Genomic DNA, 26,057 nt, shown 5'->3' with positions numbered 1-26,057 from the left:
ACAAGTGTTATATAAAGTATGTTAGGTCGGATTTTTCAGTAGAGCCGAGCATGGTCGCGACGCCACCAAGTTCCACGCCGTCAATCAATTCTTCGGCGGTAATTCCCATGAGTTCCATCGACATTTGGCATGCAACGAACTTTATGCCTTTTTGCTTTGCGCTTTCAATCAGTTCTTCGAGCGAAGAAACTCCGTTTTGTTTCATCACGGCGCGGATCATTTTTGCACCGATACCGCCAAAGTTCATGCGTGAAAGTCCGAGCTTTTTGGAACCTCGCGGCAGCATAAAGCTGAACATTTTTCCGATAAGCGATTTTTTGACGCGTACTTTTTCTGGTCTGCGTAAAAGGCTTACACCCCAAAAGGTAAAGAACATTGTAACTGGGCGGCCCATCGCGGCTGCGCCATTTGCCATAATGAACGAAGCGATTGCTTTGTCTAAATCCCCGCTGAATACGACAAATGTTTTGCCGTGTTCAAATTCTCGCTTTTCGGCGACGGGGGCGTTGCGCTTTACGACGGTCGCATAAATTATATTGTCTCTTTCTGTGAGCGATTTTAGCTCGTTGCCGGTGCGCTGGCACCAAATTTGTATGTCCGAATAAAAAGCCTTTTCGGTTGCTTCTATTTGCACTTCTTCGCCAGGCGAAACGCTTTTGATGGCCTCGTCTACTTGAACGATGGGGCCGGGGCATTTTGCCCCTTTGGCATCAACGAAGTGAACTTTAGAAAAGGCTTCTAGCCCGCCTTCGAGATTGTAGACTTCGTAATCTCTGTCGGCAAGAATTTCTGCAACTTGTTCGGAGCGGTCACCTGTCGAACAGAACACATAAACGGGTTTGTCTTTGGGAATGGAATCTACTTTTTTTGAAAGTTCAAAGAATGGAACTTGAACTGCGCCATTTATAGGTCGGACGATCACTTCGCTTGGTTCGCGAACATCAAGCAAAGTTGAATTTTGTAAATCAATCTTATAAAAATCTCTAGCAGCAAGTATTTTGACTTCAGACATGACTTTACCTTTCCCGATTTTATTTTAACCAGATAAAAATAGAATCATGTGAAGTCTATTTCTAATACTTTTTTTTAATAGCGAAATATCGACTTTCTCGATAACAAAACAGTCAGTTATCTTGTTAACGATTTGCTTTACAAACCGCAATACATCAGATGAACGCCCTCGAATGCGGACAATCCAGTTGATGTGCTGAAAAAGGCATTGTCGATATCTTTGGGAGAAAGATCGTGACAATATTGGATGCCCGATTTCCTGGCCAAATTGTCAACTTGAACGGGATCGTATCCGTCAACCATACACTCGCCGCACGATGCTGTTATTTGTTTTAAGCGGCTGATTTTGGTTGTGCTGTCCGCACTGTCCCGCTCTTTTTCGTAGTAATCGAATACTATTGCACTATTGGGGGCTGCAATCTTAGAAATTTCCGCAATCGTCTTGAAAAAGATTTCAATAGGAATGTAGTAGGACACGCCGAGAATCGAAAAGACGGAGCGCTTTTTCGGATTAAATCCGGCGTTTGTCAATCTGCTGATGATGCTATCCTTGTTGAAATCGATTTCTACAAAGTGAACTTTGGGACGCCTCTTTGTGAAAAGTTCTCGCGTTCGCTCGATTTTGAAAACTTGTGTTTCGTACAGATCTAGTTCAAAGACATCGACGTTTTGACTTTTGTTCCTAAGCGCAAAGGAATCTAGGCCCGCACCCAAGAGAACGTATTGCACGTCTCCTGTTTTCTGCTTGGCATCGACAATGTCTTCTGCAAATCGATTTCGTGGAAGAATGATGGGGAGAAGGTATTGGTCAATAAAATCCTTAGCCGGGTAATCTTTGGGCTTCGACTTTTTTGCAGGAAGGAACTGTCTTGCAAGATTGCGTGCGTGGCGATATTCCTTCAGGCTCACAAAATCCTGTGCAAATTCGTCTTCAAAAATTTTTTCACTTTTAGCGTGAGTGTGGACAGCTCGGGCAAGAGCGCATAAAAGCGCAGTTTTGCTAATCATAAACTTGTGCACTCTAATTAAAGATGAATTTTTATGTTATTTGTATAAACCTTTGCTGAAGTAACGATCGCCACGGTCTGGGGCTACAAAGACAATGTTCCCGCGAGCGCCCGATGCAATCAGTTTCTTGGCTGCTGCGAAAGCGCCGCCCGAAGAAGACCCCGCAAAAATTCCCTCTTTTTGCGCGAGTTCACGGGAACCACCGAAAGCGTCGTCATCGTTAATTTTGATGACGCGGTCCACAAGCGACATGTCCATAGTGTCTGCGATAAAATCGTTTCCGATTCCTTCGATATTGTAGTCGCCATGTTCGCCACCGCCCATTGTGGAGCCTACAGGGTCAGCGAGCACGCCTTGAATTTTGGGGTTGCGTTCCTTGAGCGCCTTGAGAATGCCCGAGAACGTTCCGCCGCTTCCTGCGCCTGCAACAACATAATCGACGTTGCCATCGAGATCATCGTAAATTTCAGGTCCTGTCGTTTCATAATGGGCGCGCGGATTTGCCATGTTGTGGAATTGTCTGAGAGAAATGGAATCCGGAATTTGCTTCAGCAGTTCTTCTGCTTTCTTTTCTGCGCCGAGCATGCCTTCTTCACGCGGGGTGTTGATGAGTTCTGCGCCAAGCGCACGCAAAAGCGTCTGCTTTTCTTGTGAAAATTTTGTCGGTACTACAAAAATGACACGCACACCGCGGTTCAATGCTGCAAATGCAATTCCAAGCCCGGTATTGCCTGCGGTTGCTTCGATAATCGTTCCGCCAGGTTTGAGCGTCCCTTTGGCGAACGCGTCCTCGACCATATAAAGGCCGGCGCGGTCTTTTACGCTGCCCGAAGGGTTCCACAATTCAAGTTTTACGAATAAATTTACGCCTTCAGGAACTCCAACATGCGTGAGCTTTACGAGCGGTGTTTTTCCAATCAGGGATTTCATGGATTCGTAGTAATGCATATCTTGTTCCTTATGCTTTTGCGGCTTCAATGGCTGCGTTAACATCTGCGATGATGTCATCAACTTTTTCAATGCCCACGGATAAGCGAATGAGCCCGTCAGTGATGCCGACTTTTTCGCGAATTTCCTTTGGGATAGATGCATGCGTCATTGTGGCTGGATGGCATACGAGGCTTTCGACGCCGCCCAAGCTTTCAGCAAGAGAAACGAGTTTTAGAGCTCTGAAGAATTTTTTGATATCGTAATTTTCACGAAGTTCGAACGAAATCATAGCGCCACCGTTCTTGGCTTGCTTCTTGTTGATTTCGTAGCCTTGTGCTGTCGGGAGTCCCGGATAATAAACGTGCTTTACGGCATCGTGCTTTTCGAGATACTTTGCGATGGTTTCGGCATTTTCTGTGTGACGATCCAAGCGGACGCCAAGCGTCTTGATGCCGCGAATTAAGAGGAACGAATCAAAAGGTCCGAGTACAGCACCGGTTGCGTTCTGCGTAAATGCCAGCCTTTCAGCGAGTTCCTTGGAATTGACAACAGCAAGCCCTGCCACCAAGTCGCTGTGACCGCCTAAATACTTTGTCGCAGAATGCACGACGATGTCGGCGCCCAATTCAATCGGACGCTGCAAATAAGGCGTCATAAATGTGTTATCGACAATGGTCAAAATGTTGTGCTTCTTGGCAATTGCGGCAACGCCTGCCAAGTCCGTCACCGTCAAGAGCGGGTTTGCAGGGCTTTCGACAAAGAATGCTTTCACATCGGGTGTTATTTTGGATTCAAGCGCTTTCAAATTGGTCGTGTCTTCGATAGAATAAGTAATTCCGAGATTCTTGAAAACTTTGTCCAAAACGCGGAAAGTGCCGCCATAGACATTGCTCGAAATGATGATGCGGTCTCCTTGCTTAAAAAGCGAAAGAACGGTTGTTGTTGCAGCCATGCCGCTTGCAAATGCAAAGCCTGCGACTCCTCCTTCAAGTTCTGCAATCAGCGTTTCCAATGCTGCGCGCGTCGGGTTCCCTGTGCGGGAATATTCCCAACCCGTGTTTTCACCAAGGCCTGCCTGCTTGTAGGTGGAAGTCTGGTAGATAGGGACGTTTACAGCTCCTGTAGTTTTGTCGCCATCAATGCCGCCGTGAATGAGTTTTGTTTCGATATTGTTGAAGTTTGACATAAGATAATAATCTCCTATGACGCTATTAAATGCTAGCGCCTTTGTGGTTTAAATTTTTTTTGAATAAAAAAATCCCGCTACGGAACATAAAACCGAGCGGGAATCTGTTTAAAAGAATAGCCTAAAAACTAGATGCCCGTCCGACATCGACAACAACAAGCGAAATTTAAGCTATTGAACGGAAAATTCATTTTTTATATCCTATTTCTTTTGTGGGTTAATTTAGATAAAGCCTTTCGTTTTGGCAAGAGATTTCTTTATACTATTTTTCTGGAACCGGCGATAACGATTTTCTATAGCTATTTTGTTTCTGTGTTTTTTTGAAATCGAATCTCAGCTGAAATTGGTTGCTTAAATAAAAAATCTCCTGCGGAAAAAAATTCCCGCAGGAGAAACCATGTCAAAAAAATGTTTGTTTACCTTGCGCCTTCTGGCTTCAAGAACTTGTCTGTATCTTGTTCGTACCACCACTTGGTATAGGGTAACTTGATTCGAGCGGCAAGACTCTTTTCAAAGCTACGGTTCTTGATGGTATCGAGGATGCTCTTGGCAAAGTTGAGTGTTCCTTCGTAACCGAAAATCATGTATTCATCGGCGACGAAGAGCGCTGCGTAACCCTGCTTGATGGCCCATACGGTTGAGCCCGGATGACGACTAAAGTAAATGTCCGGCTTGTGATAGTTCAATACGCTCATCACTTCGTAGTTTTGTTGGTCAGCCACAGTGAGCTTGAGCCCCTTTGGCGATGTCTTCAGCAAATGTTCGAGTGCTGGCGGAATCTGGCCGTTATCGTACTTGTAGTCATAATGCCAAGCAAGACCGTGAACCACTTCCATGCCGAGTTCCTGCAATACGCGCGAAACTTCGTAGGTGTAGCCCGGGCCCATACCGATCACGGCGCGGAGACCCTTGAGTTCCCTCTTGACTTCTTCGATTTGCGGCAAGTAAATGGCGCGCTGGCGCTCGATGTAACGTTCCACTTCGGCTTCCTTGCCAATCGTTTTGCCGATAGCACGGAACCAAGTTTCAAAACCGGTAATGCCGTTCGGGTTAATCGTACGCACATACGGTACACCGTAAGTTTCTTCGAGGGCGTTGCCGAGGTAGGTGCCGAGCGTTCCGCAAATGCAAACCATTGCTTGGGCTTCGCTCAAGTGCGAAAGTTCTTCGACAGTGGAGTTACAATAAACGAATTGCGGTTCTGCGCCGATTTCCTTGAAAAGTTCCGTAATTTGCGGACGTGCGCTTTCAAAGAAGTTCTTGAAGATAATCTTGTTATTCTTCTTCTCAGGCGGTTTCACGATGCCCTGTAAAACGGCGTGGTCTGCAATATCGAAACCGCTAGCCCAAATGCGGCTCTTGAAACCTTCGCAATGGATTGGAATAATTGGAATATCGTATTCATCTGCGAGTTCGTCGGCGAGACCGTCAACGTCTTCGCCAATCACGCCCGATACGCAAGAAGACGAGAGGAAAATCGCTTCCGGGTGGAACTTTTCGTACGTGTACTGCGTTGCCTTGCGGAGTGCTTCGATAGCGCCAAAGACTGTATCGTTTTCGTTCAAGTCCGTGCAGACGTAAACGGAATTTGTCTTTTCGTTAATGCGTTCGGCGAGTTGGCGGAATTTGACATCTTCACCTTGTGCAAGTGCAACGCAACCGGCTGGAGCGTGATAGACGACGGCCACATTGCGGATACTGATGAGCTGGTCCAAAGCGCAGCCCGAAAGACAAGAACTGGACTGGCTAAAGCAACGTTCGCGATTCTTGACGGAACCGCACTGTGAGCGGTGTGCGAGCGTTTCCAAATCACCAGAAAATCCTGTGATGGATCCAAGACGGTTTTCTCGAACACCGACGTTTGCATTTTTAAAATTAAATGGCATTAGATCCTCCTTAAATTTTCAGCATGGAAAGTGCTGCAGAGTAGATGTCTTCCAACAAGTAAAGACCGCCGGAATAACCTGCCACATGCGAGTTGATGACGATTTTTTCGATCATCGGATAGCTGATGTTCACGAAATGGCCCTTGAGTTCGTGGGCGAGTTTCTTTTCCCAGTTCGAACCGATGATGAGCGGGGAGCCGCCAAAGTCCATTTTGCGGATTTGATTCTGGAGGTCGAAACCGTCCGTGGTGAACTCGACTTTTGTTTTGATGTCGTAATTCAGCGTGTTTGTTTCTTGCGAGACTTCTTCGCGGAATGCTTCCGGCGTGTCGTCCGTAACGAACAGTTTTTGCGGGAAAAGACCCATGTCGTTCACGAGAAACTTGGTCACAGCAATTACGTACTGGGCTTCGCTCACGACGGTAAAACGCTTGCTCACGATACGGCTTTCGAGAATCGTATCGGCGTAGCGTTCCAGGTAGTAGAAGAACTGCGCTTCGTTCTGCTGGATAACGGATTCCGTGAGTTCTTTGTCTGCGCCCGTGAACTCAGCGACCGTACGGAGGAACTTTGTCGTTTCGGCCGCACCAATTGGCAAAATCGGGTAGTGCAACAGCGGAATGTTGAATTCTTTTTCCAAGTATTTTGCGCTTTCGAGGCCTGCCCACGGCGAAACTAGAATCGTGTATTCTGCTGTCGGAATCTTTTGCAAGTTTTCAAGCCCGCGGTCAAAACCGAAAATCGTATTTGTCTTGAGACCGATGGACTGCAAAAGACGTTCGAGTTCACGCAAGTTGCCAAGCCAATACGGATCCTGCTGTGGCACGCCTGCGAATAAGTTGACGAGTCCCTTTTCCTTCGGGGCTGCGCCCTTGAACTTTCTCACATACTGTTCAAAGATGCTCTTTAAAATCCAGTCGTGACCGATGTAGTTGTTGCCCTTGAATCCCGGCGTCTTTGCCCAGATGACAGGCTTTTCGGCATCTTCGAATTCTTCTGCGACTTCTTGAATGTCGTCACCAATGATTTCACCCGTGCAACCGGAAAGAACCACGAACAGGTCGGCATCGATGATTTTGAGAGCGTTGCTGATGGTTGAACGCAACTTGTCTGCACCGCCAAACACGACTTCTTTTTCACTGATACTTGTGCAAGGGTAAATGTTGGGGCTGAATCTGCCGCTCGTGCCGTTGTTATCGTTTAGCTTGGATGCGCATCCCGGACCGGAATGCAAAACGGGAATTGCTCCAGGAATGGATTGCACGGTCTGCATTGCTGCCAAAGCGCATTTGTAGCGCGCCTGATCCAATATTTTAGCCATGAGAGAAAGTCTCCTTTACACGGATGCGATCCATGTAGATTTGCGAACCAACGTCATAGACGCCGGGAACGCCAACAGCATCTGCTCTGCAGTGAGCGCAGTGCTTGAAAACATTGATAAATACGCCGGCCTGTTCCTGTGCAATTGCGAGTCCCTTCGGAGTCGGGGCCGGAAGATCCTTGAATCCGTTTTGCGGAATCAGCGGAATGATGTTGTATATAATCGCTCCCGCTTCGCGGACTGTAGCGGCCACATCTTCGATATGGTTGTCGTTGATACCTGGGCAAAGAACCGTATTCACTTTCACGAGTGTCCCGCTTTTTGCAACCTTGCGAATGCCTTCCAGCTGGTTGTGGATCAAGATTTCAGCGGCTTCGACACCCGTGTAGGTCTTGCCGTGGTAGAAAATTCTCGCATTGATCATTGCTTCGATTTCTGGGTCAACGGCGTTCACCGTGACCGTAAGCGTATCGATGCCCACGTCAATGACTTCGTCTGCCTTGTCGTTCAGCAAAAGTCCGTTTGTGCTCATGCAACGAATCAGGTTTGGAAATTCCTTTTTGACGAGGCGGAAAGTGTCCAGTGCAAAAGGTGTCGCGAGCGTGTCGCCAGGGCCAGCAATACCCACCGTAGTAAGATCCGGTACGAATTCAAGAGCCTTGCGAATATAGCCACATGCTTCTTCCGGTTTGATAACTTTACTTGTATTTCCCGGAACTTGTGCGTCTTCGTTGATGCGACGGTCGCAAAAACGGCATTCGATGTTACAACCCGGAGCGACGGGCAAATGGATACGCCCTTTACGATTCTTGCATGCACCAAAGCAGGGGTGCTCTCTAAAAACTGTTTCTTGATCGATTGCCATAAAACCTCACAAAGGCAAAAGATTCGTGGTAAACACAAGGCGTAAAAGCCTTGCGCTAAACTAGCGGTAAATACCGATTTAGTTTATGTGGAAGATGATGAACGGTTTGCCTAGCGTTCTGTTGTGTGATTAATTCTTTTACTTCCCTGTCGAAGAAGTTCGGGCAAAAATTTAAAAAGCGGTATAGCGAAAGACAATATGAAACAAGGGGTGAAAATTAAAAAAAATGTTTTTTCTGGGCGTGCAATAGATTCCCGCTGAATGGGGTTATAAAAAGTTTTTATAGCAACGCGCAAAAAAGAATAATTGTGACGAAATGGGCTAAAAAAGTATTGAAAAGGGTAGACGCAAATTCTAAACTTGTTCTTGCCTAGCGTTTCTATAGGAAAATCCTAAGGAGACACTTATAATATGTCAAAGAAATTACGTCAAATCGCTATCTATGGTAAGGGCGGCATCGGCAAGTCCACTACAACTCAGAACTTGACCGCAGGCCTTGTGGAACAGGGCAAGCACGTGCTCGTTGTCGGTTGCGACCCGAAGGCTGACTCTACCCGTCTTTTGCTCGGTGGTCTCCATCAGAAGACTGTGCTCGATACCATTCGCGATAACAAGACCGAAATTCAGCTTTCTGACCTTGAAAAGGTTGGCTTCAAGGGCGTTCGCTGCGTGGAATCCGGTGGCCCGGAACCGGGCGTGGGTTGCGCTGGCCGCGGTATCATCACTTCCATCAGCATGCTCGAACAGCTGGGCGCTTACACCGAAGATCTCGACTACGTTTTCTACGACGTGCTCGGTGACGTTGTGTGCGGTGGTTTCGCCATGCCGATTCGTGAAGGCAAGGCAAAGGAAATCTACATCGTTGCTTCCGGCGAAATGATGGCCCTCTACGCTGCAAACAACATTTGTAAGGGTATTGCCAAGTACGCTGAACGCGGTGAAGTGCGACTCGGCGGTATTATCTGCAACAGCCGTAACGTCGATAACGAACTTGACTTGCTCCGCGCATTCACCAAGGAACTCAACACGCAACTCATCCAGTACGTGCCGCGCAACAACATCGTGCAGCAGGCCGAAATTCGCAAGAAGACCGTGATTGATTTCGAACCGAACTGCAACCAGGCCAACGTTTACCGCGAACTTGCAAAGAATATCGACGAAAACGAACTCTTTACCATCCCGACTCCGATGACGCAGGACCGCTTGGAACAAATTCTCATCGACTACGGCATGATGGAAAAAGACTACTCCATTTAAAACTTTTTATTGCCAACTATCTCAAAGTGAAAAATCTTACCCAATCGGGTAGGATTTTTTGCGTTATTTTGTGTTGGCAAAATAAGGAAATGCGGGCGTTTCCCGCCCTTTACTTCCCGATAATCGCACTCGCAACCACGCCTTTGTCTGCGTAGAGCACGAGCACTTGACCCGGTGCCGATGCAAATTGCGGTTCGTCAAATTTCACGCTGATTGTACCGGCTGTAGTGTCCAAAGCAGTAATTCTTGCCGTTGCTCCTTTATGCCCGAGGCGAATGTGTGCCGTGAGCGGCTCCTTCAAAAGTGGGGATGTCTCCGAAACCATCAGGTTCAAGTCAACGGCAGAAACTTCGGTACAGCTCAATGCGCTTCTAGGTCCGAGAATCACCTGATTGTGGTGAGCGTCAATCGCCACCACGTAAAGCGGTTCCGCTTGCCCGCCGATATTGAGCCCCTTGCGTTGTCCGATCGTGTAATGAACGATTCCCTTGTGTTTCCCGAGAACTTTTCCGTTCACATCGATAAAATCTCCGGGAACGTTATCGCTCTCGTCAAATAGCACCGAGTAATCGCCGCACTCGATAAAGTCCTGGCTTTCGCGCTTTGTTGCAAAATCGTCCCAGCCGATTTCCTTGGCGAGCGCTTTCACGTCTGCTTTCTGCATTCCGCCGAGCGGGAAAATCACAGTGGAAAGTTGCTCTGCCGAGAGTCTTGATAAAAAGTACGTCTGGTCTTTATGCTCGTCCAGCGCTTCGTACAAGAACGGAACATCAGGATTCTTGAAATCGAGTCGCGCGTAATGCCCCGTCGCAAAGTAATCGAAATCAATCCCGAGCTTGCGTGCCGCATGCTGTAGCGCTCCAAACTTGATGCTCTGATTGCAACGGACGCACGGATTCGGCGTTCGCCCTGCGCGGTATTCCGCACGGAAATAGTCGAGAACTTCACGCTTGTAATCTTCGGCAACCGGAACAACGTAATGCGGAATCCCGAGACGCTCGGCAACGAGCTTTGCCTCTTCGATATTCTTGTCTTCGCTCGGACCGTAACAGCCTTCGCGACCTTCGACTGCAGGCATTTTCACGGAGCCGTCCCACGTCGCCATCGTCATGCCGACAACTTCGTAACCTTGCTTTTTCAGTAAATACGCCGAAAGGGCGGAATCTACACCGCCCGACAATCCAACAGCGACACGCTTTTTTTGTGACATGTTAAAACCGTTCTTTTTGAAAATTGGTGATCCCGGCACAAGGCCGGGATGACAATGCGTTGTATAAAACACAAATAAACGCTAGAGAGGCGAATGGAACCTTCTAGCGTTTGCATTCAATAAGCTTTTGTTGAGAGGATGGTTTCTACCGCGTAGCGAATGGAACTGCGAGGCACTTACCAAACCTTAAATCAATTAGTCAGCGAAGAGCGGAGTGGAGAGGTAACGGTCACCGCTATCCGGGAGGAGTGCGACAATCGTTTTGCCCTTGTTTTCCGGACGCTTTGCAAGTTCGACTGCGGCGTGGAGGGCTGCACCAGAAGAGATACCGACGAGGATGCCTTCTGCCTTGGCAATTGCCTTCCCTGCGGCAAATGCGTCTTCGTTCTTGACCGGGAGCACTTCGTCATAGACGGAGGTGTTCAAAGTATCCGGAACAAAGCCTGCGCCAATACCCTGGATCTTGTGCGGACCAGCCGTGCCCTTGGAAAGCACCGGAGAAGATTCCGGTTCAACTGCGACAACCTTCACATTCGGATTTTGCGACTTGAGGTATTCACCGACACCCGTGACCGTTCCACCAGTACCTACGCCTGCGACGAAAATGTCAACCTTGCCATCCGTGTCTTCCCAAATTTCCGGACCCGTCGTTGCCTTGTGGGCGGCCGGGTTTGCCGGGTTCACGAACTGACCCGGGATAAAGCTGTTCGGAATTTCCTGAGAGAGTTCTGTTGCGCGAGCGATTGCACCCTTCATGCCCTTAGCACCTTCGGTGAGAACGATTTCTGCACCGTAGGCCTTGATGAGCTGGCGACGTTCAACACTCATGGTTTCCGGCATCACGATGATGATGCGGTAGCCGCGAGCTGCGGCGACAGAAGCAAGACCGATACCAGTGTTACCAGAAGTCGGTTCGATAATCACGGAACCCGGCTTAAGCTTGCCTGAAGCTTCGGCATCGTCAATCATTGCCTTAGCAATACGATCCTTGACAGATCCAGCCGGGTTGAAATATTCAAGCTTTGCCACGATCTTAGCCTGGAGATTGTTTTCCTTTTCGATGTGGGAAAGTTCGAGGAGCGGGGTATGACCGATAAGTTGGTCAGCAGATGCGTAAATTTTTGACATGGTAGAATCCTTTTGTTATTTGTAATTAAATCTGGTCAAGAGCCTGTGCGAGGTCGTTGATGATATCTTCGTAGTGTTCCGTACCGATGGAGAGACGGATCGTTGCAGGAGAGATACCAGCTTCGGCAAGTTCAGCCGGAGTGAGTTCCGAGTGGGTCGTTGTATACGGGTGAACAACGAGGCTCTTCACGTCGGCAACGTTAGCGAGCAAGCTGAAAATCTTGAGCCCGTCGATGAACTTGAAGGCTTCTGCCTGGCCGCCCTTCACATCGAACGTGAAGATGGAACCTGCACCGTTCGGGAAGTACTTCTGGTAGAGAGCGTGCTGCGGATGATCTGCAAAGCTCGGGTGGTTGACCTTAGCGACCTTCGGGTGCTTCGAGAGGAATTCGAGAACCTTCTTGGTGTTTTCCACATGACGGTCAAGACGGAGCGAAAGCGTTTCAGTGCCCTGCAAGAGAAGGAATGCGTTGAACGGGGAAATTGCTGCACCTTCGTCACGGAGAAGGATAGCGCGGATGTAAACGATGTAAGCTGCAGCGCCAGCTGCTGCGGTGAAAGGCACACCGTAGCTCGGGTTCGTTTCGGTGAACTGCGGGAACTTGCCTGATGCAGCCCAATCAAACTTGCCACCGTCAACAATCACGCCGCCGAGAGTCGTACCGTGACCGCCGATGAATTTCGTTGCAGAATGCACGACGATATCAGCACCGTGTTCGAGCGGACGAATCAAGTACGGAGTACCGAAGGTGTTGTCGATCACGACCGGAATCTTGTTCTTGTGAGCGAGTTCGGAGATGGCCTCGATATCCGGGATGTCGGAGTTCGGGTTGCCGAGCGTTTCAATGAAGATGAGCTTGGTGTTGGACTTGATAGAGTTTTCGACTTCCTTGAGGTTGTGGATGTCGACGAAAGTCGTTTCAATGCCGAACTTGCTGAGCGTATGTTCCAAGAGGTTGTAGGTGCCGCCGTAGATGGAGCGCTGTGCGACCACGTGGTCACCCTTGCGAGCGAGAGCCGTGATGGCATAAGTAAGAGCTGCTGCACCGGAAGCGACTGCGAGACCTGCGATACCGCCTTCGAGAGCAGCGATGCGCTTTTCAAAAACGTCCTGCGTGGTATTGGTGAGGCGGCCGTAAATGTTGCCTGCATCCTTCAGATGGAAACGGTCAGAAGCGTGCTGAGCGCTGTGGAACACGTAAGAGGTGGTCTGGTATATAGGAACTGCGCGGGAATCGGTTGCCGGGTCTGCCTGTTCCTGACCAACGTGGAGCTGAAGAGTTTCGAAATGGAGCTTATTCTGAGTCGTCATATTATTTAAATCCTTTTGTGCGCTTGGCGCGAAATTTTCGCGTTCGCCCGAACGTTTTGTTACTGTTGGCGTCGGGCGACGCGATAGTTAATAGTTTTGCTCAATCCTGAGCGTTAAATTTTGGCGGTATTGGGCCCGCCCGCCTTCAGCTTGGTTACACATTCGACATCGCATAGCGAAATCCTCCAGGCTTTTCCCTTTCGGGGTGCCTCGTTCGTTTGATGTGCATAATTTAAAAACAAAACCCTACTAGTCCAATAGGAAAGTAGGGTAAATTATAAAAATTTTCTAGAAAAGTTGCTTATCTATAAATAAAAACTATAACAAGGCCGTAATTTTTATAATAGCAGGCTGTTTTGGGGTGTCATTCCCGCCTCCGAGCGGGAATCTCCCTTACTTTTCGTACTTATTTACGATGGATTTAGCTGTTTCCAGTATCATCTGCCTCAACTTTTTCGGCTGTTGGACCGTCGCGATGTTCCCATAATACATAATCCACTGCTTGAGCAGCTCGTTCACCTCGACCTTCATCGTTACGCGGATCTCGTCGCCTGGCGCGTCTTCCATTTTCATGGAGCGGTGGTACGGACGTTCCTTCAAAAAGTTCTTGGCGTATTTCGGGAAGTAAATGACGACCTTTTCTTCTTGCGGGTTCTGGTCGCCTAAAAGCAAAGATCCCGTGCGGATGCGCTTGCGCAGTGATTCGACCACCTTCGGGTCTTCTTCAAAAGTTTCCTTCAGCAATTTTACCGACTCGATGCGTTGCAATTTTAACGCGTAAGTTTTGTCGGGGTGGTGCTGCGAAACGCAACCGATATAAATGTCTCCATGACTTATCGCGACCATTAACGGAATGCGAGGTTGAGTGGATACCGTTCCCCAATTGTCTGTATATGTTATTTGTACCTTCTGCTTCTTGCGAATCGCATTAAGGATAGTCGGCAGGTGCTTGCTCACGTCTTCGTCGTAATTGGGCGGAGTCCCCATGAAGAGAATGCGGCCGCTTAATTCTTTTGAATAGCTCTTCAGAATGTCTTGCTGCTTCGCAGGCAAATCCTGCGTAATTCTTCTGGTGAGGTCATCGATAAGGCTAGCTGTTGCCGGGTACAAGTTCGCGATGCGCTGTAAAAAGACGAAATGCAAAACCATGTCGCCAAACTCAGGGAATACGAGCTTGTTCGCACGTTCGAGCGCCGCCTGGTAATAAGTCTTGCCGCTGTCGGTAATGCGTTGGATGTAATGGCTTTCGAGATTTGTCAATGCCTGCATATCGCGCTGCACGCTTCGCAATTCACTTGCGGGAATGTCCAAATGCTGCATGATGTCCGTAACGCTATAACGATTGTTATAGTGTGCCATCAGGTACACAAAAATTCGCACCATGCGTTCGCCGCGACCCGGATTTTCCATAAGACCTCGCTAAAACATGTCATTCCCCTAACGGGGCCTGACTAGTTCGCCTCGGATATAGAAACATGCAAGCATGTTTCTGCATCACTCGGCTCCTTTGTCATTCCCGCCTCCGAGCGGGAATCTCCTTTTTCTAATATAAATAAATCCGACGACATTTATTGTCGTGCGACAATACTATATTTCTTTCTATGCCGACCTTTACCAAGTACATCCAAAACGAAGAACACTATTCCGAAGTAATTTCTCGTATCGCGACAGTTCGCAAAACGCTCTGGATCGGCACCGCCGACATCAAGGATGTTTATGTGAAACAGAACGGCGAATCAATCCCGTTGCTCGGACAACTCGCAGGACTGCTCAAGCGCGGCGTAGGCGTGCGGCTCATTCATGCAAAAGAACCCGGCCCGAACTTCCGCGAAGATTTCGACCGCTATAAGATTCTTGCGACCGACCTCGAACGCGTCATGTGTCCGCGAGTGCATTTCAAGATGATGATATTCGACCTTGAAACCGCTTACATCGGCTCTGCAAACTTGACTGGAGCCGGCATCGGCATGAAAAGCTCGCTCCGTCGCAACTTCGAAGCGGGAATCCTCACGAATGACCCGCACATCGTCGAACCCGCTATAGAACAATTCGACACGCTTTGGATGGGCGCTCATTGCGAAAAATGCGGCCGCCAGGAATTCTGCAGCGATAGAATCAAGTAGTTCGAACGACATTAATTGTCGCATCGTCATTCTATATTCTTGACGTTCCCCTACAAAAGGAGTACGTCATGGATAAAAACGAAAAACTTGAAATTGCAAACGTCATCAGCGATTTTAGAACGGCCCTCGAAACGTTGGACCGGTACGACCATCAACAACTTGAAATCCCCAAGGCGGGCGACTATGCTGAAACGAAAGGTGCCATAACATACGAACTCGCCATGGACGCTATCGCTGTGCTCAAGGAAAAGTTCCGCGACAGCGGCATCTTCGGCGTTGAAAAAGATGCCTCTTTCAAAAGTTCTCTCGGACAAATTTACCAGACCTTCGACGGCAAGGACCTTTATCCGACCGTACAGCTAAAAGCCGCAACGCTCCTCTATCTACTCGTCAAGAACCATTCCTTTATCGATGGCAACAAGCGCATCGCCGCATTCATTTTCTTGTGGTACATGTCTCGCAACGAAATCCTCTACCGCGTGGATGGCTCCAAAATTTTGAGTGACGGCGCTCTCGTCGCCCTCACGCTACTCATCGCCGAAAGCAAGCCCGAAGAGCGCGAAACCATGGTCAAGCTCGTCGTAAACTTGATTCTGTGATTGAAAAAGTGTAGAAAACGCGCTTTTGCGTGCATGCCTTGTGAAAATTTGATTATATTACTGAAAAAAGAGGTTTTCATAAGGTAATCAAGTTTTTGACATAAGTTTGAGCTCTGCTCTTGGCTTTCAATCGAAATCGGCAAAATTTTGAATATACGGAAGACTGAGCGCACTGACTCGCGCCTCGTGGCGTGGGTTTTTGTGTTTATTCCGTATAGGTTTTGCCGAACCGCGATTGAGTAAATTGCATAAACTCCACGCTTTTTTTGTGGGAAAAAATGCAAGCCAAGGGCCGACGACTGTAATTGTCGCGGTCCCATTTTATATTAGTGATGGTCGGCAAAACCAAAGGATAAATGCGAGGACTTATGGAAAATGAGAGTGAATTGCAGGAAAAATACTGCGCTAGAATCGTTGAATGGTTTCGTTTGGAATATGGGAGGGTGAATTAAAGATTTTGGATCTGTTTTTATGCGATTTCCTGAAAATAGGGATATATTTCTTTTTAAGAAGGGGACAAAATGAATTTTTATTGTAAAAAATGCGGGCAGTCCTATGACGCCTGGACTATTGCAAATGGTGGCTGCAGCAGAGGCGGAAAACACGATCCTTATCGCGGAATGCAACAAGGACCAAAATACGTGTGTGCCAAATGTGGCTTTTCATATGACTTTTGGACTATCGCCAACGGCAATTGTAGCCGTGGTGGAAAACATGAGGTGATGTAATAAGGAGGATGAAATGAAAATCTGAAACTTTAAGAATCGTCATTCAAAAGTTAAAAGAAAAATATTCTTCTGTGTCATATGTTTCTTGCGAAAAGGATGACAAAGATGAAAAATGTGTATTTGGCAATTTGAATGGAATGAAAATAGGAATAGAAACGCAAGGTGATCCCGGATATCGACTGCCAAAAAGTCTTCAGGATTTTGTTCAAGGGATGTGCAATGTTATAATATGTGCATGCCGAACTAAAGGAAGTACTGTTGAAGCCATTGAATTATATAGGAATGATTATGAAATTGAGTATATCAAAAAAATGGTATCAAAGACAAACTTTAAACAAACGAATGAATTTGATGCTAATCAGATTATAGAAAAACTTGGATTGTAATTTTATAAGTATCCCCCAAAGGGGCTATGAGCAAAAAGGACTATAATGATAGGTAGTAATATTCAAAATTTTTATGAGGAAATCTCCAACAACCTTCACGAGGCGATAAATGAATTGAATAAATTACCGTCTTCTGGTACAAAGGTTTCGTCAACTATTCAAAACACGCAAGATAAATTGGGTATTTTACAAAAAAAATTTGACGAAGAATTGCAAGATTTAAAACAAAATTCAGAGTGGAATGAATTTGCAATTGCTTTTTTTGGGGAGACAAATGCTGGAAAAAGTACTATTATAGAATCTTTGCGAATACTCTTTAATGATCCATCGAGAGAAGAATTACTTAAATTGGATCAAAAAGAAAAAATCGACTTACTAGATAAATATGATGCGGCGATAAATCGTTTGAAAATTGCATCAGAAAAAGATGTAAATGATGTTTATGCAGAAATTGAATCTATAAAAAAATCTATAAAATCATTGCAGAAAAGTAAAGTTCCATATATTGTAGCTTTTATAGTATATATGATGGTTTCATTTTTTATTGGTGTTGTTATATGAATTTTAAAGATTCTTTGATTAGTGAGTTGACTGAAAGGCGAAATTTAGTGAGCCTCCTTCTAGATGATGGTAAAATCGATGGACGGATTATTGGAACCGGGCAGGCTGATTATACTAAGGATAATGCAGAATATCATTTAAGTTGTAATGGAAAAAATTTTATTCTTATAGATGTTCCTGGAATTGAAGGGGACGAAGAAAAATACAAATCACTGATTGATCGAGCTTTGAAAAAAGCTCATTTAGTTCTTTTTGTAAGTAGTTCAGAAAAGAAACCGGAACCAGCAACGGTAAATAAGATTAAGCAATATTTAAAATACACGTCAAAAGTGTATGCCTTGTGCAATATACGAGGAAAAGCTGATGCATATGAATTTGAAGAGGATCGGGAAAATCTAGAGAATGAAAAAGGTATTGAAGTAAAAGAGCAGACTTCAGAAATATTGAAATGTGCTTTTGGAAATGAAACGTTTTTAGGAATTAATTCAATTCAGGGGCTTCTTGCTTTTTGTGGAGCCGCTGTTGACGCAAACGGGGAAACTTCTATTTGTGGACCCAGAAAAGGAAAAAATTTAAGAAAAGTTCAAGAAAACTTTAAAAAATATTTTTCATATCAGGAAATGCTAAAATTTAGTCAAATAGCGTTTTTGCAAAAATTGATAGAGACGAAAATTGAATCTTATGAGAAAGATATTTGGGAAAGCAACAAAATTCGAGCAGAAAAATATATGCAGACTCGTATAACAGAGTTGCAGGCGGTTTTTGATGACGTTGAAAAAAATATTGATGGTAATAATAAGCTAATAGATGAATCGATTAGGAAAATGAGGAATTATTTTAGTCATGAGATTACAGAAACGAAAAATAATGTAGAAAGTATAATTGAAAAAAAATTTGTGAAATGTGAAAATGAAATGTGTCATATTATTGATATCTATATTGGGTCTTATTCGTCAAAAAAAATAAATAAAGAGTTGATGAGATGCGTTGATGATTTACAACAGAATACGAATGGAGAAATAAACGGTATTATAAAAAAAATGGTAGAATCGTTAAATACTTCATTAAATCAGGAAACAAACTATTTAAGAAAGTCTATGTCAAAAGCTGATTTTGCAGATTCTGGTTCAATGAAAATACGAAAAATTTACATAAAGAATATCTCTGATATGTCTTTACCAGTAGATGTAGAATTTTTTTCAAAATCTGTTATAGAGAGTGGAAGTAAACTTTATGATTTAGGAAAGAAAAATTCCGGAGTGTTGAATGTGGTAAATGGTAAAATGAGATTTGATTTAAAAAAAATATCATATGAAGATGCGTTGAATGTTGCGGATGCTGCTTTTAATATTCTTGAAAGTATTGTGGGCAAAGCTTTAAATTTTTATCAGAGAAAATCAAAAATAAATCAAATAAAAAACCAGATAAGGAATCAACTGCTACAACAAAAAAATGTATTTGTTAGTGAAGTTGATAAACAAATTGACGAAGCAAAAGAAATGATTGAAGAAAGATTTTTGTCACTGTTGGATGAGGATAAAAAATCAACAAACTATTTGAAAAAAATATTTGCAGATCAGTTAGAATCGTTAAAATGTACATATAATAATATCAGGGAGATGACTTATGAAAGAGCTTAAATCTGTTCTTGAAAAGAAAGAATTTATGAAGACGAAATTGATAAAGCTAAGAGAAATTATAGAAAATAAATCGGAAATTATTCAAAATTCAAAAAACTATATAAACAAGATTGATCGTTTTGTAAATTCAATTAACGGTCCAATAAAGATTGTGTTTCTAGGAAGCTTTTCTGCAGGGAAAACTACTGCTATTGCGGGCCTGCTTGAAGAAGAAAAAGATGATATGCAGATAAATACGGATGAATCGTCTAACACTATAAAATCCTATTGTGTCCGTGGTCTTGAGGACCGGTGTGTGTTCATTGACACTCCGGGTTTGTTTGGAAATAAAGAAAGTGATAATGGTGATGAGAAAATCCGCTATGAGGATATGACATTACGATACATATCCGAAGCGAATGTAATAGTATATGTCGTTGAAGCTGAAAATCCTTTAAAAGAAAGCCATAGGGATTCTTTGAATTATGTGTTGCGGACGTTAAATAAGTTGCCCAACACGATTTTTGTTATCAACAAAATGGATTCGGTTGCTGATTTGTCTGAAGAAGATGATTTTAAAGAGCAATGCCTCATAAAAACAGAGAATTTAATAAATAAGTTGAAATTATTTATAAATCTTGAAGAAGAAGAAGCTAAAAAAGTTAATGTTGTATGTGTATCCCTTGATCCAGGAAAAAAATCCTTAAAAAAGTGGTTTGCCAATGATGAGCGAAAAACGCTTTACTTAGGCAAATCTAGAATTCAAAATTTACGAAAAAAATTAATCGAAATTTTGGAAGTTAATGAATGTAAAGATCTTATGGGAGAAACGATTGAATCAGTTGTAAGTGATATTTGTTGCCAAATTCAAAATGAAATAAATTCATCTTTACAAGAAACTAATAATAACCTTCAATGTTATAAAAAAGAAAAGAACGACATAGAACGAGAATTGCAACTCTTTGTGAATAAGCAAACTAATTTTGAAAATATGACGAATAAGAGAATGAATGATGTTCTCGCCTTAATAGAAAGTGCTGATAGTGAATCAATTTCTCAGTTTGACAAGAATTTTTTCTTAAAATTGGGGGATTCTTGGAAAGAAAGCTGGAACAACTTATTTGGTGATATCTATAGTATCGAAGCGTTCTATCTACCTCAACTTATTCTTGAAAAACACGATGTTGCTGAATCACAAAGCATCTCTATATTTGATGGAATAAAGGTTGTCGGAGGCCTTGCACAAAAAGGAGCCTCATTGATAGAAGAAGAGAAAATTGATAATAAAAAAGTACTTGCGGCAAGAAATGAAATTCGAAATTATACAGGAGTAAACCATAAATTTAAACCTCATGGAGCTAAAAAAGTGGCTAATAAAATTAACCAGGTTGGCCATACTTTAGAAGGTGTTTCAAGGGTAGCAGATTTTACCTGTAAAAATAAAGAGCATATTGAAAAAGTTGTAAACACCATTGCTAGTTTAGGACAAAGAATATACGCTCAATACGAATTAAAGAAACAAAAAAATGAGCTGAAAAGAGATGTTGTAAAATTATTTGATGATTTTAAGCCTAGTACAATAGAAATAGAGTCTTACAAAGATGGATTAAAAGAAAAGTGCGGACAGATTAAACAAATTGCCTGTGAAATAGAAAAGAAAAAAATGAATTTAGAGGAAACCATTTCTCAAATAGAAAAATTGAAAAATGCTGATGAATAATTTTTAGGAGAAAATATGTCCAATACATCTTATGATTCTCAATTCCAATCCATCCCGTTCTACAAAACGCATTCTTACATGATGCCGTTTGTGGGAGATGATTACGAATCTTCGAAACATAAAAAGCTTTTATTGATTGGTGAAAGTCATTATATGCCTGATGGCTCTACTGTTCATCATGGCGTCAATACGTGGTATGGGGGTTCTATGCTAACGAGTGACGAACAGGATTGGTGTAATACACGCGGAACTCGTGAAGGTAAAAGTGGACGTTTCGGGAAAGAAATTGATCGTTGCTTGAATTTGGTGTTGCCGAACGGTGACAATGGTTGGCATCAGGTGGCGTTCCTCAATTATTTCTTGCGCCCGGCTGATGATCGTCAAAGTATTAGCGATTTGTGGAATTCCTATGGTGGTAAGGATGTTGACTGCGAACAGGCGATTCGTAATTTTATCAAGGTACTTGATATACTGAAACCGGATTTGTTTGTGTTCCTGAGCTCTACGGTCTGCAAACAGGCGGAAGGTTTTGATTATCCGAAGTGTTTCGGAGGAAATCTTTGGGATTGGACTAAATCTCACGGAATTGAGGATTATATCTATACGAATCATCCGTCTAGCGCTCATTGGAACCAGACCATGTCAAAATATGATAAAGCTCGTGGCATGACCTCGCGGGAATTTTTCTGTGCATGGCTTAAGGAAAAATGGCTTAGATAGATGAAAAGGTAGTCTTTCGACTACCTTTTTGCTTGATCTAGTCTTGAATATATTTTTCAATGTCAAACTTGTACAGCGTGAATTGTTTTAGAGTAGATTATTTCAAAGGTTTATAGAGAACTCCCTATGGACGGTAGATTTGAAAAATGTGAGGTTCACTGATGTCAAATTCTATGTATGATTCTCAATTATTATCAATCCCGTTTTATCAATCTCATTGGTATATGCTTCCGTTTGTTGGAGATAATTATGAATCTCCTGAACATAAGAAGTTATTGTTGGTTGGTGAAAGTCATTATATGCCTAAGGGGGCGGTTGTTCATCATAATGATAATTTATGGTATGATGGAAGTCTAAATCTTTCGGATGATGAAGTAAGATATTGTAATACGCGTGGAGCTCGCGATTATAAAAGTGGCCGATTTGGAAAGAATATAGACAGGGCTATTCGTGAAGTTTTTCCAGTTGTGGGTGAAAATGCATTTGTAGAAATGGCTAGTTGCAACTATTTTCTGCGGCCTGCTGATTACCGACGATCATTTAAACATATTTGCACGGACCGAGATTGTGATGAAGCTGTTCGCGTTTTTTACGCTATTCTTGAAATTTTGAAGCCTGATGTTATTGTTTTTACGAGTCGCTTTGCTTTTAATCATGCGGAGTGGATTGATTTTCCCAAAAACTTTAATTGTGGCTTGTGGGTTTATGCTGAAAAACATCATATGAACTATGTTTTTACTGAACACCCATCTTGTTCTTGGTGGAATAGGGTGGCGAAAGTAAAAACAGGAAGCTCTGATGATTATTTTCATGGCTTGACTAGTAGGCAATTTTTTGTTGAATCTCTAAGAAAAAATTGGCTAAATGTGAAATAACGATTGTTGTAAAAATGATTCCCTCTTCGCACGACATCAATTGTCGTGCGTTTCTTTTATATTGTATGGTGCAAAATTGAGGTTAAAACCATGCAGTTACATTATGAAAATACAATTGAAAATTACTTTAAAAATAAGCGCGAAATGCTTGGTAAAGAGGGTGTCTCTGAAAAGTCTCTGAGCGGTCAGCCGACTTTTATAGACTTGAAAATTATGGAATTTTGGAGCCGCTTTATGCGGCATTATCCAGATGGGGATTGCAGAGTCTTTTGCGACAAGTATATGACGGATGAATGCGTTGCGACTTTTTTGGATAGAGTGTATGAATCCCGTGAATGCATTGAACTTCCTACTGGAATTACGACGGAGATTGAGAATAAGTGGTACAAGGCGAAGGATCTTCTTGAAGAATTCCATAAAAGCCGAAGAATCATTTTTGCAAAGCATTTCCTGAGCTTTGTTGCTCATTGGGGCGATGGTGATGTTTATACACGCCTGTTGCTTTCTCGGTCAATTCAAGAGTGTTCCGCAAACTGGCTTGCTGGCGGATGCGATGAAAGCGATGTGTCGATGCAGAGGGCTTTTGAATTGAAGCGCCTTTTCCATCTTTCGGATGAAGCTTTGGATCTTGTGCTGTACTTGTGGCTTCGCGATCATCATAACATGTTTTTTAAGGTTGAAAAGATCTCGAAGATGTTTGATTACTTTGATCCGTCCGAACGGGGATCGTTTAGGCGAATTTCTTTGATTGCGGGGCTAGAGCCGGCGACATTGCATGAACTCTGTTCAAAGGAGAGTGCGCTTATCAAGTTTCAGCTGGTGCGTATGGAGGAGACGAATCGAAATGCAGACTTGAAAATCAAGCGGCGTGAACTGTATTTGGCGAGCGAGGTGAGCGATTTTCTGTATGGCTTTTCGGATATGTCGAGGATTATGGATTTAAAGACTGCGCCAAAGCCTTGTGTTGAATATGCTCAAATTGCCAAGACGAATCCGCAGGCACTTTTTGTTTTGCAGATGCTGAAGACACATCAGAAGGGCTCGCCACTCAATATCCTTTTTTACGGTCGTGAAGGAACTGGAAAAACGGAACTTGCGAAAGCGCTTGCTCAGGAGTTGAATGTCCCATTGCTTGCTGTGGGCTTGGGTGACGAATCTATGGATAAGGAATCCCTTTTGCAGACTCGTTTGCGTTCTATGTTGCTTGCTGATTGGGAATGTGAGCGGAGTGGTGGCGTAATCTTGATGGACGAGGCTGATTTGGTTTTGAATCAGGCGGAGAAAGGTTTGCTGAATATCATTTTTGAGAATCTGAAAACACCTGTTATTTGGATTACGAATAATATTGCGTGTATTGAAAATAGTACTCGTCGCCGGTTTGATTATTCGCTGGAATTTTTCACGTTCAGTAATAAGGAACGCGTTGCGATTTGGCAGTCTGTTCTTAAAGCGCAACAGGCGGAATCGATTTTGTGTAATGACGAAATAGAGAATATTGCCAAGGAAATTCCCGTGATGGCGGGGAGCATTACGTTGGCGGTTCGTCAAGCACAGCTGATGCAAGCGGCGGATTTTTCCCCGTTGAATGTGGTTCGTGAAATTGCGACGTCTCATGCCAAACTTTTGGGCATATCGATGGGTTCGCAAGAGGCTAAAGGAAACGAGTATAATATGGAATGTGTCCGCATTTCTAGCGGGGATATAAAGAATATTGATTATGTCGTTCCGATGCTCAAAAATTTCGATGCGCAATGGCGTGCTTCAAAATTGAATGGACGCAGAGAAAACTTGAACATCTTTTTGTACGGTCCTCCGGGAACGGGGAAGTCGGCTTATGCAAAGCATATTGCTCATGATATTCTTGGTCGAGATTTGCTTGTGAAGCGTGCAAGCGATATCCTTGGCGGAATTGTGGGCGATACGGAACGCAACATTCGTGAAATGTTCAGAGAAGCTGAACAGAGCGATGCTATTCTCTTCATTGATGAGGCTGATAGCTTCTTTGAAAATCGTGGCAATGCAAAAAATCACTGGGAAGTAACTTTGGTAAATGAGTTTATTTGTCAAATGGATGCGTTCAACGGAATGCTTATCGCAGCGACGAATTACGAGAACGTTTTGGATTGGGCAATCCGTCGGCGTTTTCAGCTGAAGCTGGCGTTTGACTATATGGACTCTAAGCAGGTTTCGAAAACATGGACATCGTTCTTTGGGGATAAATGCCCAAGAGAAGTTCTTGCTTGCGATAATGTGTCCATTAGCGATTTTCAGAATGTTCGCCGTAAACTTGCCTACGTTCCCGCCGACTTGCGCACGCGAGAACTGATTATGCAGAACATGCTCGAAGAAATTGCCAATAAAGATGACCATCAAGGACGCAGACTGGGGCTGTAATTTATTTTACAGTAAAGTTACAAAACGTCGCTTGCCACTATATTCAAATATTGATACATTAATGCATAACCCTTGAAAAGGCCTCAGGCATCCGAAAAAATCGGATGCTTTTTTCTTTTTTCAAAACTAGGAGGCTAAATGAGTCAAGAAAAAACTCGGTCGCGTGACCACGACGGATTCTTCCGCTATGTGTATAGCGTTCCCAAGAATGCCAAGGCGCTGTTGAACATCTGCAGTAAAAACAATAGCGATCTTGATAGGATTCTTGCAGGTGTAAACTTGGATACGCTTGTGCGTCTGCCGGACACCTACAGCGAAGTTGGCGAACGCGGCGAGGCGGACATTGCGTTCAAGGCGCATCTTTCGGGAGGCGGCGAAATCAATGTCGGCATTCTTTTGGAACATAAGTCCAAACAGGAGAAGAGCGTGCTTAATCAGGTTGGGCGTTACGCTCTTCGAGTCATCTTGGATCACGAAGACGAAGTGTTCAGCTGGATTCCGACGAAGGCGATTATCATTTATAACGGTCCTACCGGATGGGATCCTTTGGCTGAATTTCGCAAAAAAGCTCGTGCTAAATTCCAGGGGAATGAGCTTCCTTTTGAGTGCGTGCTTGTGAACCTTGCTGCAGCTGATGATATTGCCTGTGTTGAATCTGATTCCCCTGCGGCGGCTGTCGGGGTAATGGCGATGAAATACGCTTTCAGTCCTGAAGGCTTTAAGTCGGCTATCCCGAATGTCGAAACTATTCTTCGTAAAATGCCTAGCGCTGAGCAGGCTACCCTTGTTGAAAAAATCATACTATATTTAGGAGAGTATATTGACGAAAGTACCGTGGAGAAACTTCAGATGGCATGGAAAAGTATCGGACAGAGGATGGGCTTTGTAAGCGCCGGGGATGCCCGCCGTGCCGCTGAAAAAGCCGGTCGGGAAGATGGCATGAAAAAAGGTCTTGAAGAAGGTCTCGAAAAGGGTTTCGACAATGCCTTGGATGTTATGCGCAAGCTTGGGGTTCCTGAAGAAAAAATTCAGGAAGCAAAGGCGATGCAGGAAAAGGCATCAAATAATTGAATTTTTTGATTCTTAACATCCAAAAATTTAATAGGTTCACGGATGACATTAATTGTCGTCCGCTGAATTTACATTCTTGATAGGCTCAAAAACGAGGATTTATGGCGAAATCTATATTGCATAATGAGTCAGAACGTCCTACGATGA

Annotated in this window: 22 protein-coding genes; 11 read left to right on the top strand and 11 right to left on the bottom strand. The window is 44.1% G+C overall.

Features of this window, described 5'->3' with window-relative positions:
* Positions 1-7 precede the first annotated feature (7 nt).
* The 7 genes from B7982_RS11145 to B7982_RS11110 all read right to left on the bottom strand — a co-directional run bounded on the left by B7982_RS11145 (position 8) and on the right by B7982_RS11110 (position 8,207).
* On the bottom strand, positions 8-1,012 hold the full coding sequence (locus B7982_RS11145; protein WP_088660816.1) for a DsrE/DsrF/DrsH-like family protein: 1,005 nt from the start codon (positions 1,010-1,012) through the stop codon (positions 8-10).
* A 137-nt stretch (positions 1,013-1,149) separates the two neighbouring features.
* Positions 1,150-2,019, bottom strand: coding sequence for a class I SAM-dependent methyltransferase (locus B7982_RS11140; RefSeq protein ID WP_088660815.1), 870 nt, complete (start codon positions 2,017-2,019; stop codon positions 1,150-1,152).
* Positions 2,020-2,055: 36 nt separating this feature from the next.
* Positions 2,056-2,967 carry a PLP-dependent cysteine synthase family protein gene (locus B7982_RS11135; protein WP_088631114.1) on the bottom strand — a complete coding sequence of 304 codons (912 nt, stop codon included), beginning with the start codon at positions 2,965-2,967 and terminating at the stop codon, positions 2,056-2,058.
* Positions 2,968-2,977: 10 nt separating this feature from the next.
* Positions 2,978-4,135 (bottom strand): PLP-dependent aspartate aminotransferase family protein, encoded by a 1,158-nt coding sequence (locus B7982_RS11130; RefSeq protein WP_088660814.1) that lies wholly within the window; start codon positions 4,133-4,135, stop codon positions 2,978-2,980.
* A gap of 416 nt (positions 4,136-4,551) precedes the next feature.
* Complete coding sequence (locus tag B7982_RS11120; RefSeq protein ID WP_014545813.1) at positions 4,552-6,021, bottom strand: nitrogenase component 1; 1,470 nt, start codon at positions 6,019-6,021, stop codon at positions 4,552-4,554.
* A gap of 10 nt (positions 6,022-6,031) precedes the next feature.
* The gene (locus B7982_RS11115; protein ID WP_088660812.1) at positions 6,032-7,342 is read right to left on the bottom strand and encodes a nitrogenase component 1; all 1,311 of its coding nucleotides are present in this window, start codon (positions 7,340-7,342) and stop codon (positions 6,032-6,034) included.
* Entirely contained in the window at positions 7,335-8,207 is an 873-nt protein-coding gene (locus B7982_RS11110) for a radical SAM protein (protein WP_014545811.1), read from the bottom strand. The genes B7982_RS11115 and B7982_RS11110 overlap by 8 nt, the downstream gene beginning before the upstream one ends.
* A gap of 411 nt (positions 8,208-8,618) precedes the next feature.
* Here B7982_RS11110 and nifH point away from each other — a divergent pair, with 411 nt between their 5' ends.
* Complete coding sequence (gene nifH, locus B7982_RS11105; RefSeq protein WP_014545810.1) at positions 8,619-9,464, top strand: nitrogenase iron protein; 846 nt, start codon at positions 8,619-8,621, stop codon at positions 9,462-9,464.
* Between the two features lie 109 nt (positions 9,465-9,573).
* Here the strand turns inward: nifH and mnmA are convergent, their stop codons facing one another.
* From mnmA to B7982_RS11085, 4 genes are all read right to left on the bottom strand, one after another.
* Entirely contained in the window at positions 9,574-10,674 is a 1,101-nt protein-coding gene (mnmA, locus tag B7982_RS11100) for a tRNA 2-thiouridine(34) synthase MnmA (protein WP_233138517.1), read from the bottom strand.
* Positions 10,675-10,869: 195 nt separating this feature from the next.
* Positions 10,870-11,802 carry a cysteine synthase A gene (cysK, locus tag B7982_RS11095; RefSeq protein ID WP_088631118.1) on the bottom strand — a complete coding sequence of 311 codons (933 nt, stop codon included), beginning with the start codon at positions 11,800-11,802 and terminating at the stop codon, positions 10,870-10,872.
* 25 nt (positions 11,803-11,827) lie between these two features.
* The gene (locus B7982_RS11090; protein ID WP_014545806.1) at positions 11,828-13,114 is read right to left on the bottom strand and encodes an O-acetylhomoserine aminocarboxypropyltransferase/cysteine synthase family protein; all 1,287 of its coding nucleotides are present in this window, start codon (positions 13,112-13,114) and stop codon (positions 11,828-11,830) included.
* Between the two features lie 393 nt (positions 13,115-13,507).
* Positions 13,508-14,524 (bottom strand): YafY family protein, encoded by a 1,017-nt coding sequence (locus B7982_RS11085; RefSeq protein WP_088660810.1) that lies wholly within the window; start codon positions 14,522-14,524, stop codon positions 13,508-13,510.
* Positions 14,525-14,715: 191 nt separating this feature from the next.
* On the opposite strand from B7982_RS11085, the gene B7982_RS11080 reads away from it, so the two are divergent.
* The 10 genes from B7982_RS11080 (at position 14,716) to B7982_RS11035 (ending at position 25,910) form a co-directional block, all read left to right on the top strand.
* A complete protein-coding gene (locus B7982_RS11080) occupies positions 14,716-15,237 on the top strand; it encodes a phospholipase D-like domain-containing protein (protein WP_088660809.1) in 522 nt (173 codons plus the stop codon).
* A 68-nt stretch (positions 15,238-15,305) separates the two neighbouring features.
* Positions 15,306-15,836, top strand: coding sequence for a type II toxin-antitoxin system death-on-curing family toxin (locus tag B7982_RS11075; protein WP_088660808.1), 531 nt, complete (start codon positions 15,306-15,308; stop codon positions 15,834-15,836).
* A gap of 799 nt (positions 15,837-16,635) precedes the next feature.
* Complete coding sequence (locus B7982_RS11070) at positions 16,636-16,950, top strand: hypothetical protein (protein WP_144065957.1); 315 nt, start codon at positions 16,636-16,638, stop codon at positions 16,948-16,950.
* A gap of 45 nt (positions 16,951-16,995) precedes the next feature.
* A complete protein-coding gene (locus B7982_RS11065) occupies positions 16,996-17,511 on the top strand; it encodes a hypothetical protein (protein WP_088660806.1) in 516 nt (171 codons plus the stop codon).
* A complete protein-coding gene (locus B7982_RS11060; RefSeq protein ID WP_144065956.1) occupies positions 17,508-19,151 on the top strand; it encodes a GTPase domain-containing protein in 1,644 nt (547 codons plus the stop codon). Before B7982_RS11065 ends, B7982_RS11060 begins: the two co-directional genes overlap by 4 nt.
* Entirely contained in the window at positions 19,138-20,850 is a 1,713-nt protein-coding gene (locus B7982_RS11055; protein ID WP_088660804.1) for a LeoA/HP0731 family dynamin-like GTPase, read from the top strand. The genes B7982_RS11060 and B7982_RS11055 overlap by 14 nt, the downstream gene beginning before the upstream one ends.
* Before the next feature lie 15 nt (positions 20,851-20,865).
* On the top strand, positions 20,866-21,570 hold the full coding sequence (locus tag B7982_RS11050) for a hypothetical protein (RefSeq protein WP_088660803.1): 705 nt from the start codon (positions 20,866-20,868) through the stop codon (positions 21,568-21,570).
* Positions 21,571-21,731: 161 nt separating this feature from the next.
* Positions 21,732-22,445 (top strand): hypothetical protein, encoded by a 714-nt coding sequence (locus B7982_RS11045; protein ID WP_144065955.1) that lies wholly within the window; start codon positions 21,732-21,734, stop codon positions 22,443-22,445.
* Positions 22,446-22,535: 90 nt separating this feature from the next.
* Positions 22,536-24,839, top strand: coding sequence for an AAA family ATPase (locus B7982_RS11040; protein ID WP_088660801.1), 2,304 nt, complete (start codon positions 22,536-22,538; stop codon positions 24,837-24,839).
* 138 nt (positions 24,840-24,977) lie between these two features.
* Entirely contained in the window at positions 24,978-25,910 is a 933-nt protein-coding gene (locus B7982_RS11035) for an Rpn family recombination-promoting nuclease/putative transposase (protein WP_088660800.1), read from the top strand.
* Positions 25,911-26,057: the final 147 nt, after the last annotated feature.

This window comes from Fibrobacter sp. UWB2, assembly GCF_002210425.1.
Classification (GTDB): domain Bacteria; phylum Fibrobacterota; class Fibrobacteria; order Fibrobacterales; family Fibrobacteraceae; genus Fibrobacter; species Fibrobacter elongatus.
This window is presented reverse-complemented; position numbering and strand designations above follow the sequence as displayed.

What these genes read in the sequence shown, in the direction of transcription:
- B7982_RS11110 (WP_014545811.1), bottom strand. Translation starts at nt 8,207, where the DNA reads ATGGCAATCGATCAAGAAACAGTTTTTAGAGAGCACCCCTGCTTTGGT.
- B7982_RS11060 (WP_144065956.1), top strand. Translation starts at nt 17,508, where the DNA reads ATGAATTTTAAAGATTCTTTGATTAGTGAGTTGACTGAAAGGCGAAAT.
- B7982_RS11140 (WP_088660815.1), bottom strand. Translation starts at nt 2,019, where the DNA reads ATGATTAGCAAAACTGCGCTTTTATGCGCTCTTGCCCGAGCTGTCCAC.
- B7982_RS11145 (WP_088660816.1), bottom strand. Translation starts at nt 1,012, where the DNA reads ATGTCTGAAGTCAAAATACTTGCTGCTAGAGATTTTTATAAGATTGAT.
- B7982_RS11135 (WP_088631114.1), bottom strand. Translation starts at nt 2,967, where the DNA reads ATGCATTACTACGAATCCATGAAATCCCTGATTGGAAAAACACCGCTC.
- mnmA (WP_233138517.1), bottom strand. Translation starts at nt 10,674, where the DNA reads ATGTCACAAAAAAAGCGTGTCGCTGTTGGATTGTCGGGCGGTGTAGAT.
- cysK (WP_088631118.1), bottom strand. Translation starts at nt 11,802, where the DNA reads ATGTCAAAAATTTACGCATCTGCTGACCAACTTATCGGTCATACCCCG.
- nifH (WP_014545810.1), top strand. Translation starts at nt 8,619, where the DNA reads ATGTCAAAGAAATTACGTCAAATCGCTATCTATGGTAAGGGCGGCATC.
- B7982_RS11085 (WP_088660810.1), bottom strand. Translation starts at nt 14,524, where the DNA reads ATGGAAAATCCGGGTCGCGGCGAACGCATGGTGCGAATTTTTGTGTAC.
- B7982_RS11065 (WP_088660806.1), top strand. Translation starts at nt 16,996, where the DNA reads ATGATAGGTAGTAATATTCAAAATTTTTATGAGGAAATCTCCAACAAC.
- B7982_RS11075 (WP_088660808.1), top strand. Translation starts at nt 15,306, where the DNA reads ATGGATAAAAACGAAAAACTTGAAATTGCAAACGTCATCAGCGATTTT.
- B7982_RS11120 (WP_014545813.1), bottom strand. Translation starts at nt 6,021, where the DNA reads ATGCCATTTAATTTTAAAAATGCAAACGTCGGTGTTCGAGAAAACCGT.
- B7982_RS11090 (WP_014545806.1), bottom strand. Translation starts at nt 13,114, where the DNA reads ATGACGACTCAGAATAAGCTCCATTTCGAAACTCTTCAGCTCCACGTT.
- B7982_RS11050 (WP_088660803.1), top strand. Translation starts at nt 20,866, where the DNA reads ATGTCCAATACATCTTATGATTCTCAATTCCAATCCATCCCGTTCTAC.
- B7982_RS11130 (WP_088660814.1), bottom strand. Translation starts at nt 4,135, where the DNA reads ATGTCAAACTTCAACAATATCGAAACAAAACTCATTCACGGCGGCATT.
- B7982_RS11040 (WP_088660801.1), top strand. Translation starts at nt 22,536, where the DNA reads ATGCAGTTACATTATGAAAATACAATTGAAAATTACTTTAAAAATAAG.
- B7982_RS11115 (WP_088660812.1), bottom strand. Translation starts at nt 7,342, where the DNA reads ATGGCTAAAATATTGGATCAGGCGCGCTACAAATGCGCTTTGGCAGCA.
- B7982_RS11045 (WP_144065955.1), top strand. Translation starts at nt 21,732, where the DNA reads ATGTCAAATTCTATGTATGATTCTCAATTATTATCAATCCCGTTTTAT.
- B7982_RS11080 (WP_088660809.1), top strand. Translation starts at nt 14,716, where the DNA reads ATGCCGACCTTTACCAAGTACATCCAAAACGAAGAACACTATTCCGAA.
- B7982_RS11055 (WP_088660804.1), top strand. Translation starts at nt 19,138, where the DNA reads ATGAAAGAGCTTAAATCTGTTCTTGAAAAGAAAGAATTTATGAAGACG.
- B7982_RS11035 (WP_088660800.1), top strand. Translation starts at nt 24,978, where the DNA reads ATGAGTCAAGAAAAAACTCGGTCGCGTGACCACGACGGATTCTTCCGC.